The organism is Palleniella intestinalis (assembly GCF_013166595.1).
GTDB lineage: Bacteria > Bacteroidota > Bacteroidia > Bacteroidales > Bacteroidaceae > Prevotella > Prevotella intestinalis.
In genome coordinates this window covers 140,338-154,224 of record NZ_JABKKG010000004.1, presented here as the reverse complement: position 1 = coordinate 154,224, position 13,887 = coordinate 140,338, and the positions used below count along the sequence as shown (strand labels likewise).

Genomic DNA, 13,887 nt, shown 5'->3' with positions numbered 1-13,887 from the left:
ACAAAACGAAAGGTTACACTTTATCTTGCAAAAGGTAACACTTGACCATGCAAAAGGTAACCTTTTACCATGTAAAGTGTTACCTTTTGTTTTGCCAACCATAACGAAAGAAAAACTGTATCATAACACTAACAAACTACACATGAAACGAACCTTTTCATTAATCCTTGCGTTCATGCTTGCAATCGCAGGGTTGCAGGCTGCCGAGCGGCACAGGTACAACTTCAACAGTGCATGGAAACTCTCCCTCGGTGATGACCAGCATGCCATGCAAGCCAACCACAACGACAGCCGTTGGAAGACCGTCACCCTGCCGAGGGCATTCAACGAGGACGAGGCCTTCCGTGTGGCCATCGACCAACATTCGGACACCGTCATGTGGTACCGCAAGCATTTCTCCGGCAAAGGACTCAAAGGCAGGAAGGTGCTCATCGAGTTTGAGGGCATCCGACAGGCCGGTTGGTTCTACATAAACGGCGAATATCTTGGCATACACGAGAACGGTGTGATGGCTGTCGGCTTTGACATCAGCAAGCATATCAAGGAGGGTGATAATGTCATCGCCGTGCGCATAGACAACAACTGGAAGTACCGTGAGCAGGCGACAAACACCACCTTCCAGTGGAACAACAGCAATTTCAACGCCAACTATGGTGGCATCCCAAAGAATGTCTACCTCCATGTCATGGACGATGTCTACCAGACGCTGCCTCTGTACAGCAACCTCAAGACGACAGGTGTCTACACTTATGCCACGGACTTTGACATAAAAGGCAGAAAAGCGACAATCCACGCCGAGAGCGAGGTAAGGAACGAGAGTTCTGAGGCACGCACACTGACCTACCGCGCCACACTGAAGGACATGGACGGCAAGGTCATCAAGACCTTCTCCGGCACTCCTCGCAGGCTCAATGCTGGCGAGACAGCCACACTGAAAGCCGAGGCGCGCGTGGCAGACCTGCACTTCTGGAGCTGGGGCTATGGCTATCTCTACACCGTGGAGACGGAGCTTGTTGACGAGAAGGGCACGGCATTTGATAAGGTCAGCACACGCACGGGTTTCCGCAAGACACAGTTCGGCGAGGGAAAGATATGGCTTAACGACCGTGTGCTCATGGTTCACGGCTACGCACAGCGCACAAGCAACGAGTGGCCTGCCGTCGGTCTGTCGGTTCCGGCATGGCTCAGCGACTACAGCAACGGGCTGATTGTCGAAGGATGCGGCAACGTTGTGCGCTGGATGCATGTCACTCCGTGGAAGCAGGACATAGAGAGCTGCGACCGTGTGGGCTTGATTCAGGCGATGCCGGCAGGCGATGCGGAGAAGGACCGTCAGGGTCGCCAGTGGGAACAGCGCACGGAACTTATGCGCGACGCCATAATCTACAACCGCAACAACCCTTCCATACTTTTCTATGAGAGTGGAAACGAGTCCATTTCACGTGAGCACATGATTGAGATGAAGGCGATTCGCGACCTTTATGACCCGTTCGGAGGACGTGCGATAGGTTCACGCGAAATGCTTGACATCAACGAAGCGGAGTATGGCGGTGAGATGCTGTACATCAACAAGAGCAAGAAGCACCCGATGTGGGCGACGGAATACTGCCGCGACGAGGGCATGCGCAAGTATTGGGACGAGTATTCTTATCCGTTCCATAAGGAGGGCGACGGACCTCTCTACCGTGGCAAACCTGCCCATGAGTACAACCACAACTCCGACCAACTGGCCATCGAGTTCGTGCGCCGTTGGTACGACTATTGGCAGGTGCGTCCGGGAACAGGCACAAGAGTAAGCTCTGGCGGCGTGAAGATTGTCTTCTCGGACACCAACACCCACTTCCGCAGCGAGGCAAACTACCGTCTCAGCGGTGCCACCGACCCTATGCGCATCCCGAAGGACGGATTCTTCGCGCATCAGGTGATGTGGGACGGATGGGTTGACCCTGAGAACAGCCGCACGCACATCATAGGACATTGGAGCTACGATGACGGCGTTAAGAAGCCTGTCTATGTCGTAAGCAACGGCGAGAGTGTGGAGCTTCTCCTCAACGGCAAGTCACTTGGCAAGGGCAAAAGGTCATACAATTTCCTCTTCACCTTCGACAATGTGGCGTTTGAAGAGGGCACTCTGACTGCCATAAGCCGTGACGCAAACGGCAAGGAAGTGAGCCGCCATGAGCTGAAAACGGCAGGAAAGCCTGCACGACTTGTCATGCGCACCATACAGAACCCTGAGGGATTCCATGCCGACGGTGCGGACTTGGCACTCATCGAGTTTGAGGTTGTGGACAAGGACGGCAACCGTTGCCCGCTGGACAACCGCAGTGTGAAGTTCTCAATCAGCGGCCCTGCCGAATGGCGCGGCGGCATTGCACAGGGTGAAAACAACTATATCCTGAACACCACCCTGCCTGTCGAGTGTGGCATAAACCGCGCGCTTATCCGCAGCACGACAAAGGCGGGCAAGATAAAGGTTACAGCACAGGCTACAGACTTGCCTAAAGCAAGCGTCACTTTGCAGACTATCCCTGTGAAAGTGACGGACGGCAAGAGCGACTATATGCCTTCCGAAACCTTGAAAGGTTGGCTTACACGTGGCGAGACACCGTCAACTCCGTCGTATAAGGACACCAAGCGCGGCATCAACATTGTCTCTGCACAGGCAGGAAGCAATCAGGAGAATGTGCGCAACTCATGGGACGACAACGAACTCAGTGAGTGGAGCAGCGACGGCGGCATGAACTCCGCATGGGTGACCTACACACTTGAGCGCAAGGCTCGTGTCTCAGAAGTTAGTCTGAAACTGACAAGCTGGCGCAACAAGAGCTATCCGCTGGAGATTCTTGCTGACGGAAAGGTCATCTGGCAGGGCAACACCGACAAGTCCCTGGGTTATGTCCACCTCCGTATAACTGACCCTGTCGAGGCTGACAAGTTCACAATCCGCCTCAAAGGCACTGCCGACACTGCTGACACCTCCAACCAAATAGGTGAGCTGGCAGGAGGAAAAACCGGCGAACTTGACAACAAGAAGCACGGAAAGCATACTCTCCCGATTGTCGAAGTTGACTTTATCGAGGAGATAAAATAGGATTACAAAATGTTGTGAACCTTTTGAGGGCACAACATTCCACAGAGGGGATTAATGGCTTCAACACCATTAATCCCCTTATCCTTGTCCGCCGGGAAAAACATATCCCATGTTACAAATTCTTTTCTTTCCATATCATCACAGCATTCTTGCAATAAAACGGCACTGCTTTCTCAAAGATTTTTTGTATATTTGCAGCAATTATCCAAACTATATATAATTGAACACAAACAAATGAAACGACTTTTCCTACCTCTTCTCCTCCTCGCTGCCACCGGCGTTCAAGCGCAGGACAAACTCTATTCCGACCTTTTCCCATTGGGACAGGTGACGCTGCTTGACAGCCCTTTCAAGCATGCGTGCGACGTTAATGTAAGCACGCTCCTGCAATATGACACCGACCGCCTGCTTGCGCCGTTCCTCAAAGAGGCGGGACTGCCACCGAAAGGCGAGAGTTTCGAGAACTGGGCAGACCTTGACGGACATGTCGGAGGGCATTATCTCTCTGCCTTAGCCATCCATTATGCCGCCACAGGCAACGCCGAACTTAAGAAACGTATGGACTATATGGTGGCGGAGCTGAAGCGATGCCAGACGGCTAACGGCGACGGATATGTCGGCGGAGTGCCTAACGGAAAGCGATGCTGGAACGAGATAAAGAAGGGCAATCCGGGGATTGTATGGAAATATTGGGTGCCATGGTATAATATTCACAAGACGTATGCCGGACTTCGTGACGCTTGGTCATACGGCGGAAACGAGGATGCACGCCGAATGTTCCTCGACTTGTGCAACTGGGGCATAACAATCATTGCTCCTCTCAACGACGAACAGATGGAGCAGATGCTCGGAAATGAGTTTGGTGGCATGGACGAGGTGTATGCCGACGCTTATCAGATGACAGGCGACACAAAGTATCTTGACGCCGCAAAACGCTTCTCCCACCACTGGCTGCTCGACAGTATGGCAGCGGAGAAGGACAATCTTGACAACAAGCACGCCAACACTCAGGTGCCTAAGGTGGTCGGTTACCAGCGCATCGCAGAGCTGAGTGCACAGGCAGGGCGCACGGCTGACAAGGAACTCTACGACCGTGCGGCACAATTCTTCTGGCACACCGTGGCGAACACTCGCTCACTTGCCATTGGCGGCAACAGCCGACGAGAGCATTTCGCATCAAAGGAGGACTGCCAGAGCTATGTGGACGACCGCGAAGGGCCGGAGTCTTGCAACACAAACAATATGCTGAAACTCACGGAAGGCCTCTTCCGCATGCACCCTGAGGCTAAGTATGCAGACTTCTACGAGAGGGCTTTGTACAACCATATTCTATCCACACAGCACCCTGAGCATGGAGGATATGTCTACTTCACATCGGCACGCCCTGCACATTACCGTGTCTACTCTGCCCCGAACAGTGCCATGTGGTGCTGCGTGGGCACAGGAATGGAGAACCATGGCAAATACGGCGAGTTCATCTACCGGCACAGTGGTGACAGTCTTTATGTCAATCTGTTCATCGCATCGCAGCTGGAGTGGAAGGAAAAGGGCGTGAAAGTCACTCAGGACACGCAGTTTCCTGAATCGGAGACATCACGGCTGACCATAAACGTCAAGCGTCCTACACGCATGCGGCTGCTTGTACGCTATCCTTCATGGTGCCGAAAGGGCGAGATGAAGGCCGTATGCCGTGGCAAGGATTATGCCCAAACGGCAGCACCGGGAGGGTACATCGTCATCGACAGGAAGTGGAAAAACGGCGATTTCATCGAGCTTTCCATGCCTATGCACGTGAGAATAGAGGAACTTCCCAATGTCCCGAACTACATAGCTATCATGCGAGGACCTATACTTCTCGGCGCACGCATGGGCACAGAGAATCTTTATGGTCTTGTTGCGGACAACAGCCGTTGGGGACATATCGCCCACGGACCGCTTGTCTCTGTCTTCGACACACCGCTTATCATCGGTGACCGTAAGGACATCCTCGCAAAGCTCGAGAACATGAAGCCTGTCGCTGGCAAACCTTTCACGTTCACCGTACCGGGATTGTTCTCCGACAAGTACAAGAACCTCGAACTGGAGCCGTTCTTCCGCATCCACGACAGCCGTTATATGATGTACTGGCTGTCAATGACCAACGCGGAATATGCCGACTATCAGAAGCGCGTGAAGGCTGAGGAGGAGCGCAAACTGTTGCTTGACAAGCGCACGGTGGACGCTGTGAACACTGCCGAACAGCAGCCGGAGGTTGACCATGAGATGAAATATGAGAGGTCAAACACAGGACATACTCACGGCGAGGGTTGGCGCGACGCACGTGACAACGGTTATTTCCAGTACACACTTGACACGAAGGGCGAGCAGAACCTCACTCTCATGGTGCGCTATTGGGGTGACGAGAGCGGCAACCGCGACTTTGACATCCTTATCGACGGCCGGCTTCTCGCCCATGAAAACATCTCGAAGAAATGGCAGAAAAAGGAGTTCATCAATACAGAATACCCGATTCCATCGGCATTTATTGCAGGAAAGAGCACCATCACCGTGACCTTCAAGGCGCAGAAAGGCAGCACTGCCGGCGGCGTGTTCCACGTAAGGTTGGTGAAATAAAAGACGAGGCAGGACTCCAAGATGCAAAAAATGAGCGAAAAATTTTGCAATATGGGAAAAATAAAGTAACTTTGCCTGCACATAACAATCAACGGAAAAGCAACAAAAACAAAGATTTATGACAGAATACATCTTAAGGGTGGAGGACAATGATGTGCTGTCCACGCTACGCAAACTTATAAGCTGGCTTCCAGGAGTGACGCTTACTCCTGTCAAGAAATCAGAGAAAAACGGTCTTGACGAAGCTCTTGAAGATGTTGCAGCAGGACGTGTGACAACATACAAGTCCGTGGACGAGATGTTTGAAAATCTTGGTATAAAGGCATGAAATACGAGATTCAGAACACCAAACGCTTTGACAAAGACTTGAAACGTTGCTATAAACGTGGGCTGCCAATGGCGAAAATTGCAGAAGCCATCAGACTTTTGCAAGAGCATGGCTCTTTGCCGAAAGAATATAACCCACACATCCTGCACGGCAACTATGAAGGTTTATGGGAATGCCATATAAATGACAGAAACAGCGACTGGCTTATGGTATGGAGCCAAAACGACACGGAGCTTACACTGCTTATGCTTCGTACCGGTTCCCATGCTGATATTTTTTGAAAAACAATGGTATTAAAATAGTTCCGGGGTAATCCGCTTTTCAGGCAGATTACCCCGGAGCTATTTTAATATGTAACCTTTGAGGCTTCTTATCCCTTCAGAACCCTATGCAGTTGCAGCAGGGCGGGGAAGAAAAGCAGAAGGGAGAGGAGCACCGCCATCGACAGACGGAGATAGGAATCGCCGAAGAATTCGATGATTTTCATGTCGTAGGACTGCGGATAGAGGGTCTGCAAGGCGAAGGAGATGCTGTTGTTCACCCAATGGACGATGACTCCCGGAATTATGCTTCCCGAGCGATAACACAGCCAGCCCATAAGCAGACCGACGATGAAGGCGTGGGGCATCTGCGCCGGATTGCCGTGGACGGCGGCGAAAAGGGCAGCTGTGAACACCATGCCGACCCACACCGACATGCCGCGTGAGCGGAAATAAGCCACCGCCTCGCGCTGTATCGCGCCGCGGAAGATGACCTCCTCGCCTATCGGGGCAAGGATGCCGATGGCGAGATAGCCCCATCCATTGCTCATAATCATCTTGAAGGCATCGGCGGCGATGTCCGTGCGCCACGCCTCTGGTATGAGTTCCTCAAGGCTCTGCAAGGGGATTATCATGCCCAAGGCAAGCATCACGCACCAGTAAGCCACCGTTGCGGGCTTCCGCTGCATGAACTCCGTGGAGACGGGACACCACCGTGCGAGGAAGAAAAGGGCAATGGCAAGGACATTGCTCACCACACTCGCCACTATCAGTTGCATGGCACCGTCCGCAATCACATTAATCGCGACATACCCCACAGCAAGTTGCAGGAGCACGTAGGCGAGAAAATAAACAAGGATTTTTTTCATTGTTGTGGATTTTTTTATTTGGGTTGCATCATGGTTTGGCACGATGTATCATGATGCGACATGATGTAACATGATGCGACGTGCTACCCCATGATGCAACATGATATAACGTGATGCGCCATGATGCAGAATTATAGTCACCAAGCCCTCACATCATCAGACTGTGGGCATCCTCTTCCCTGCCCTCCTTAATCAGCTCACGTAGTAGCGAGGAGGAGACAGGACGCCCCTCAAACAGTCCGCTCAACTCGGGACGAGGGCCTTCCACGACCTCGACGCCCAGCTCTTCGCCGTAACGGACATAAGTCTCGAAGGTCTCGGAAGCGTCACGCCTGCCGAAACGGTTATCATAACCTATCATCAGAAGGCGCACACCAAGCCCGTCACGGAGCACATGCTCCATGAAGTCCCGTGCCGGCATGTCCATCATTCCCCTGTCAAAAGGATAGGCAATGACCTTGTCCACACCCGTCGCACGCAACCGCCTCATCTTCTCATCGTAAGGCAGGAGCAGCTCCGGGGCACTGCCGGGGCGGATGATGTCCATGGGATGGTTGCTGAAAGTGACAAGGAGCGTGTGCAAGCCCCTATCCTCGGCAAACGCCTTCAGACGGGCAATGACATGGCGGTGGCCACGGTGGACACCGTCAAAGAAGCCTATCGTGGCAGCGTATCGCATCTGTTCGTTTCGCATAATGCAACATATTGTTTTTCAAATGGTTACTATTACTAAAACAAAAGGTTACCTTTCACGGTGTAAAAAGTAACCTTTTATACGGTCAACCGTTACCTTTTGCCTGGCGAAAGATAACCTTTCGTCAGGCGATATATCTCACCTGCCCAAAGCACCGGAGAGGTGACGGCAATGATTATGCCCCAATCGGTCGCGGAGAGTGGCACACAGCGGAACATCTGACCGCCATACTGCACTATAATCCACTGGCCTGCGAGTATGCCGAGGAGCACAAACAAGAAGCCCCTTGCCGCCCACAGACGGCGGAAAGCGCTACGGTCGGAGCCTATGCAGCGAGCGTTGAAGAGATTCCACCATTGGAGCATGACGAAGAATGTGAAGAAGCGGGTCAGCTCGCGAGGGTCTACGCCTGCATGGTTGGTGTCGCCGCCGAAGAGATCAAACCCGTATTCGCAGTAGAGGAGATAGACAAACATCACGGCAAACATAACCAGTCCTGTGGCGATGATACCTCTGACGATCTGCGCATTGAGGATAAAGTCTGTCTGACGGCGCGGCTTGTCCCTCATCACATCACGTGAAGGAGGGAGCGATGCAAGGGCGAGGGCGGCGAAAGTGTCCATGATGATGTTCACCCACAATATCTGTGTCACCGTCAGCGGCATCTCCGTGCCTACGAGAGAGCCTGCGATGACAAGCAGGAGTGCCGCCACATTGACGACAAGCTGGAAGTAGAGGAAGCGCTGGATATTGCGGTACAGGGAGCGTCCCCACATGACGGCGTTGGCAATGCTGCCGAAAGAGTCGTCGAGAAGGGTCATGTCAGAGGCCTCCTTCGCCACATTCGTGCCTGAGCCGAGCGACAGTCCGACATGGGCATGGTTGAGCGCAGGGGCGTCGTTAGTGCCGTCGCCTGTCACAGCGACCACCTGTCCCTGCTGCTGGAGCAGGCGTACAAGGCGCTGCTTGTCCTGAGGACGGGCACGGGACATTACGCAAAGGCTCTTGGCCACCTTTGCCGCCTCGTCGTCAGAAAGGGCAGCAAACTCTGCGCCGCTTATGCTCAGACGCTCAGTTCCTGCCTTTACGGACAGTGAACCGCCACGGACGGCGTTGCCGTCGGCATCAAGAATACCTATCTGTCGTGCTATCTCGCGTGCTGTGGCATCGACATCGCCGGTGACGATCTTCACTTCTATGCCTGCATCATGGCAACGGCTGACAGCCTCCGGCACATCCTTGCGTACAGGATCGGAGATGCCCACCACAGCCTGAAGCATGCCGTCGCAGGCAAGGGCAAGGGTGCGCATGGCCTTCTGCTGGTAGCCGAGGAGCGTCTTGCGTATCTCGGCGAGGGCGTCGGGAGTGATGACGCATTGTGCAAGGACTATCTCCGGAGCGCCTTTCACGTAGGTATGTGTCGTGCCGTCGGCATTGCGAACGATGGTGGTCATCTGCTTTGTCTCTGTGGAGAAAGGCTTCTGTTCCACAATCTCTGCCTCTTGGCGCAGCGCAAGGTAATCCACGCCGTGCTCCTTGAGCCACAGGAGGAGGGCTACCTCCGTCGGATTACCTATGCCTTTCGCACCGTCGAGGTGGGCGGTGGTGTTGACGGCTATGCCTTTGTATATCTCCTGCACCACACTGTCATCCATCCTTTCCTTGCCGGAGACAGGCACGGAGCATTCCTGCACCGTCATGCGGTTCTCGGTCAGTGTGCCGGTCTTGTCGGTGCAGATGACGGTCACCGCGCCCATTGTCTCACAGGCGTGGAGCGTGCGGACAAGGTTGTTGCTCTTGAGCATGCGCCGCATGTTGAGCGCAAGTGACAAGGTGACAGCCATAGGCAGGCCTTCGGGCACAGCCATAACGATGAGTGTGACAGCCATCATGAAGTATTTCAGCACGATATGTGCCATGGCGAGGTAGTCCGCGCCGGCTTTGCCGAAGGTTTCCCACAATGGGTTGACAAGGATGTCGTGGCCGAGGAAGAGCACGGCGGAGAGGATTGAGAGTGAGAAACCGAACTTGTTGATGAGTTTTCCAAGGCGGTCAAGCTGCAAAGTCAACGGAGTCTTCACGGCGGATTTCTCACTTGAAGAGCGTGCAACCTTGCCTATTTCGGTGGCATCGCCCACAGCGGTGACAACAAAACGTCCTCTGCCGTTCATCACCATTGTCGAACGCATGACGTAGTTGGCAGCGTAGGCAGTCTCGTGGTGGCTGTCTGTCGCGGAGCTTGCCACGCTTTTTGTGGCGATAGGCTCACCTGTGAGCATCGATTCGTCAATCTGGAGCGAGTTGCTCTCGTTAAGAACGCCGTCGGCGGGTATCTCATCGCCAGTCTCGACAAGTACTGTGTCGCCCACGACAATCTCCTTACGCGGGATGAGCATCACTTGTCCGTTGCGTATGACCTTGACCTGCTGCTCCTCGTTCAGCTGTGTGAGCACATCGAATTTCCGTGCGGCGTCCATCTCGAAGAGGAAGCCCACAGTGGTGGCGAGGAAGATGGCGAAGAAGATGCCTATGGTCTCTATATACTCGCCCTCTATCACTGCCAGGATGAGTGACACGCAGGCGGCGACAAGGAGTATCTTTATTATCGGGTCTTTGTATTTCTCAAGATAGAGCACCCAAAGGGACTGCTTCTTGGGAGGTGTGAGAAGGTTCCATCCATGCTCGCGGCGCGAGTCGGAAACCTCTTGGTCGGTAAGTCCTGAAATCATATTGGCAGGTGGTTTTTTTGTAAGTTTGCCATTACCGGCACAATTGTCAATATTGTCATTATTGACAGAACTGACAATATTGACACAACGTTATTTAAAACAATAATTCCCACCACTCCACTTGTTATTGTGGAGCGGTGGGAATCTTTATCTATGGTTTTCCTTCTTAGAAGTCAAACTTGTCAAGCGCATCAGTGAAGTCCTTTGGAGTTTCCACTGCCGGCTGTGCAGGAGCTTCCCGGTCAGCCTCGCTGTTGTTGAATGAAGGACGTGGACGGCGCTCACCACGCTGTGGGCGGTCGCCGCGCTGTGGACGCTCGCGGCGTTCGCCACGCTCAGGGCGCGGACGGCGCTCACGCTCGACGTATCCCTCCGGCTTTTCGATGAGCACACGGTGGGAGAGCTTGTACTTGCCGGTCTTCTGGTCGATGTCAATCAGCTTCACCTGGATGTGGTCACCCTCCTTGATTCCAGCCTCTTCGACAGTCTCAAGACGCTTCCAGTCTATCTCCGAGATGTGGAGAAGTCCGTCCTTGCCCGGCATGATCTCTACGAAGCAGCCGTAAGGCATGATGGAACGCACTGTACCGTCATATACCTCGCCAATCTCTGGAATGGCAACGATGGCCTTAATCTTTGCGAGTGCCGCATCGATAGAGTCCTTGTTAGGTGCGCTTACCTGTACGTGACCTACGCCGTCAGCCTCTTCGATGGTGATTGTTGTGTTGGTCTCTTCCTGCATCTGCTGGATAATCTTTCCGCCCGGACCTATCACAGCACCGATGAACTCCTTAGGGATGTCGATGGAGACAATGCGTGGAACCTGTGGCTTCATCTCTGCACGTGGCTCTGCGATTGTGTCTGTGATGCAGTTGAGTATGTGCTCACGACCTGCCTTTGCCTGCGCAAGAGCCTTTTCGAGAATCTCGTAAGAGAGTCCGTCGCACTTGATGTCCATCTGTGTGGCTGTCAGACCGTCCTTTGTACCTGTGGTCTTGAAGTCCATGTCGCCAAGGTGGTCCTCATCGCCAAGGATGTCAGAGAGCACTGCATACTTGTCCTCGCCGGGGTTCTTGATAAGTCCCATTGCGATGCCTGATACAGGCTTCTTCATAGGAACACCAGCATCCATCAATGCGAGTGTGCCTGCGCAGACTGTAGCCATTGATGAAGAACCGTTTGACTCGAGTATCTGTGAAACGACACGCACTGTGTAAGGGAAGTCGGAAGGTATCTGACCCTTCAATCCGCGCCATGCGAGATGACCGTGACCAATCTCGCGGCGGCCTACACCACGCTGTGGCTTAGCCTCGCCTGTACAGAATGGAGGGAAGTTGTAGTGGAGGAGGAAGCGCATGTAGCTCTTGTCGAGAACGTTGTCAACAAGCTTCTCATCCATCTTGTTGCCGAGGGTTACTGTTGTCAGTGACTGTGTCTCGCCACGTGTGAAGATAGAGGAGCCGTGAGGCATTGGCAGCGGAGAAACCTCGCACCATATAGGGCGGATGTCTGTTGTCTTACGACCGTCGAGACGAACACCCTCGTCAAGGATGCAGCGGCGCATGGCGTCCTTCTCCACATCGTGGTAGTACTTATCGACGAGAGCGAACTTCTCTTCCATCTCGTCCTCTGTAAGGTCAGCATGAGCGGCAGCGTATGCCTCCTTGAACTCTTCCTTTATCTGCTCAAAAGCCTCAGCACGTGCGTGCTTCTCGAGAGCCTGCTTGACAACGTCGTAAGCCTTCTGGTAGCAGTCTGTCTTCACCTGCTCCTTCAGCTCGTCGTCGTTGACCTCGTGGCAGTACTCGCGCTTGACGTCTGTGCCAAGCTCCTTCATCAGCTCGTACTGCATCTCGCACATAGGCTTGATAGCCGCATGGGCTGCCTTGAGCGCGTTAAGAAGGTCAGCCTCCTGCACTTCCTTCATCTCACCCTCCACCATCATGATGTTGTCAGCTGTCGCACCGACCATGAGGTCCATGTCAGCCTCAGCCATCTGGGCAAATGTCGGGTTGATGACATACTCGCCGTTGATGCGTGCCACACGCACCTCGGAGATAGGGAACTCAAACGGAATGTCTGAACAAGCGAGGGCGCATGATGCCGCAAATCCGGCAAGAGCGTCCGGCTGGTCTACTCCGTCAGCGGAGAAGAGGATAACATTCACGAACACCTCAGCATGGTAGTCGCTTGGGAAAAGTGGACGGAGAGCGCGGTCAACAAGACGGCAAGTCAGAATCTCGTCGTCACTCGCCTTACCCTCACGCTTTGTGAAACCTCCCGGGAAACGGCCCGCAGCAGCATACTGCTCACGGTATTCCACCTGAAGAGGCATGAAGTCTGTTCCGGGCACTGCATCCTTCGCAGCGCATACAGTAGCAAGGAGGACCGTGTTGCCCATACGGAGCGTACAGCTGCCGTCCGCCTGCTTAGCCAACTTTCCTGTCTCAATAGTAATCTGACGTCCGTCAGGCAATGAGACTGTCTTTGTAATTACGTTCATTTCTTTTAATAAAAAAACATCTAACGGGCATTACGCCCAAAATAAAACATCTCGGAAAAACCTTGGGAAACAACACATGCCGAGTCCACACCCGTGTCACCGCAGCATCGCTTCCATAAAGCAAGTCCTTTATAAAAATCCTTGCAAATTTACCTAAATTATGCCAAACAAACGAACCATAATGATGTTTTTCACCCATTATTATGTTTTTTTAAGGAAACATTTCTTGTATTTTTCAATTATTCTTACTACCTTTGCACCCGCAATCAGGCAGCAGCTTTTCCATCCCGCTCCACCGGCGATGTTTTTACTGCACTGCTCAGATGCGTCTGAAACGATGGCTTTCATTGGACTTGTAGCTCAGTTGGTTAGAGCAACAGACTCATAATCTGGAGGTCCCTGGTTCAAGCCCAGGCTGGTCCACACGATGAAAAAGCACTTATGGAATACCATAGGTGCTTTTTTTTTCATGTATGATAAGCATGTCAAAGAACACTGTAATCCATATTATTACTGTCCGCTAAACATGATTAACGTCCTGTTCTGACAGATTTTATGCTTAGACAAGCCCCTATTTCCCTGTTTATGGCTCTTCTTATAGATTTTACCTCAATAAGGTCTTCACACATTCAATATCTCGGCTGTCCGAGAAAAGAAAAGGATTAAATAGGACATTCAAGTTTTAGCGGACAGTAATAAATCCATATCGGTTTCGATTACAGTGCGCAAAGGTACGACATTCCACAAGCGATTCCAAATTTTATTGGGGTACAAATGGGGGCACCATGTCAAAGCAT

At 52.8% G+C, this 13,887-nt stretch carries 9 protein-coding genes and 1 tRNA gene; 5 read left to right on the top strand and 5 right to left on the bottom strand.

The window, feature by feature from the left end:
• Window positions 1–142: 142 nt before the first annotated feature.
• Complete coding sequence (locus HPS57_RS07160; protein WP_172181610.1) at window positions 143–3,094, top strand: glycoside hydrolase family 2 protein; 2,952 nt, start codon at window positions 143–145, stop codon at window positions 3,092–3,094.
• 2 nt (window positions 3,095–3,096) lie between these two features.
• On the opposite strand, the gene HPS57_RS14435 is transcribed toward HPS57_RS07160, so the two are convergent.
• Complete coding sequence (locus tag HPS57_RS14435) at window positions 3,097–3,228, bottom strand: hypothetical protein (protein WP_256378280.1); 132 nt, start codon at window positions 3,226–3,228, stop codon at window positions 3,097–3,099.
• Between the two features lie 100 nt (window positions 3,229–3,328).
• Between HPS57_RS14435 and HPS57_RS07155 the strand changes: the two genes are divergently transcribed.
• The 3 genes from HPS57_RS07155 (at window position 3,329) to HPS57_RS07145 (ending at window position 6,316) form a co-directional block, all read left to right on the top strand.
• Complete coding sequence (locus HPS57_RS07155; protein ID WP_172181608.1) at window positions 3,329–5,707, top strand: glycoside hydrolase family 127 protein; 2,379 nt, start codon at window positions 3,329–3,331, stop codon at window positions 5,705–5,707.
• Window positions 5,708–5,825: 118 nt separating this feature from the next.
• The gene (locus HPS57_RS07150; RefSeq protein ID WP_172181606.1) at window positions 5,826–6,035 is read left to right on the top strand and encodes a hypothetical protein; all 210 of its coding nucleotides are present in this window, start codon (window positions 5,826–5,828) and stop codon (window positions 6,033–6,035) included.
• Window positions 6,032–6,316 (top strand): type II toxin-antitoxin system YafQ family toxin, encoded by a 285-nt coding sequence (locus HPS57_RS07145; protein WP_172181604.1) that lies wholly within the window; start codon window positions 6,032–6,034, stop codon window positions 6,314–6,316. The genes HPS57_RS07150 and HPS57_RS07145 overlap by 4 nt, the downstream gene beginning before the upstream one ends.
• A gap of 89 nt (window positions 6,317–6,405) precedes the next feature.
• On the opposite strand, the gene HPS57_RS07140 is transcribed toward HPS57_RS07145, so the two are convergent.
• The 4 genes from HPS57_RS07140 to pnp all read right to left on the bottom strand — a co-directional run bounded on the left by HPS57_RS07140 (window position 6,406) and on the right by pnp (window position 13,090).
• Window positions 6,406–7,164: a CPBP family intramembrane glutamic endopeptidase gene (locus HPS57_RS07140; RefSeq protein ID WP_172181601.1), complete on the bottom strand. Its 759-nt coding sequence runs from the start codon at window positions 7,162–7,164 to the stop codon at window positions 6,406–6,408.
• Window positions 7,165–7,312: 148 nt separating this feature from the next.
• Window positions 7,313–7,858: a hypothetical protein gene (locus HPS57_RS07135; RefSeq protein ID WP_172181599.1), complete on the bottom strand. Its 546-nt coding sequence runs from the start codon at window positions 7,856–7,858 to the stop codon at window positions 7,313–7,315.
• A 92-nt stretch (window positions 7,859–7,950) separates the two neighbouring features.
• Window positions 7,951–10,638, bottom strand: a complete 2,688-nt coding sequence (locus HPS57_RS07130; RefSeq protein ID WP_369811483.1) for a calcium-translocating P-type ATPase, PMCA-type — start codon at window positions 10,636–10,638, stop codon at window positions 7,951–7,953.
• A 115-nt stretch (window positions 10,639–10,753) separates the two neighbouring features.
• Window positions 10,754–13,090 carry a polyribonucleotide nucleotidyltransferase gene (pnp, locus tag HPS57_RS07125; RefSeq protein WP_172181593.1) on the bottom strand — a complete coding sequence of 779 codons (2,337 nt, stop codon included), beginning with the start codon at window positions 13,088–13,090 and terminating at the stop codon, window positions 10,754–10,756.
• A 349-nt stretch (window positions 13,091–13,439) separates the two neighbouring features.
• Here pnp and HPS57_RS07120 point away from each other — a divergent pair.
• A tRNA-Ile gene (locus tag HPS57_RS07120) sits at window positions 13,440–13,513 on the top strand.
• Window positions 13,514–13,887 lie beyond the last annotated feature (374 nt).